The sequence below is a fragment of the Anaerobiospirillum succiniciproducens DSM 6400 genome, assembly GCF_000482845.1.
GTDB lineage: Bacteria > Pseudomonadota > Gammaproteobacteria > Enterobacterales > Succinivibrionaceae > Anaerobiospirillum > Anaerobiospirillum succiniciproducens.
In genome coordinates this window covers 18,792-19,140 of record NZ_AXWV01000076.1, presented here as the reverse complement: position 1 = coordinate 19,140, position 349 = coordinate 18,792, and the positions used below count along the sequence as shown (strand labels likewise).

Genomic DNA, 349 nt, shown 5'->3' with positions numbered 1-349 from the left:
TTGCTTGGCGACCATAGTGCTGCAGACCCACCTGTCCCCATTCCGAACACAGAAGTGAAATGCAGTGACGCCGATGGTAGTGCAACGTACGATTGTGCGAGAGTAGGTCATCGCCAGGCTTAATAATTTGCGGAGCGGTAGTTCAGCCGGTTAGAATGCCTGCCTGTCACGCAGGAGGTCGCGGGTTCGATTCCCGTCCGTTCCGCCACTTATTTAGAAGAACCACCCTAGAGGTGGTTTTTTCGTTTCTGGCCCTGCAAAATGGCCAGGTACACCTCAATTGACCCGTCCTTTCAAGCCTACGGATCAGATCAAAACATCCGAGGCAATTGAAGCCACCTTTAAGGTG

At 52.4% G+C, this 349-nt stretch carries 1 tRNA gene and 1 rRNA gene; both read left to right on the top strand.

Going from position 1 to position 349, the window contains the following annotated elements:
• The first annotated feature begins 3 nt into the window (after positions 1 to 3).
• A 5S ribosomal RNA gene (rrf, locus tag H524_RS0109860) occupies positions 4 to 119 on the top strand.
• A gap of 12 nt (positions 120 to 131) precedes the next feature.
• Positions 132 to 208: transfer RNA gene (locus H524_RS0109855), tRNA-Asp, on the top strand.
• Positions 209 to 349: the final 141 nt, after the last annotated feature.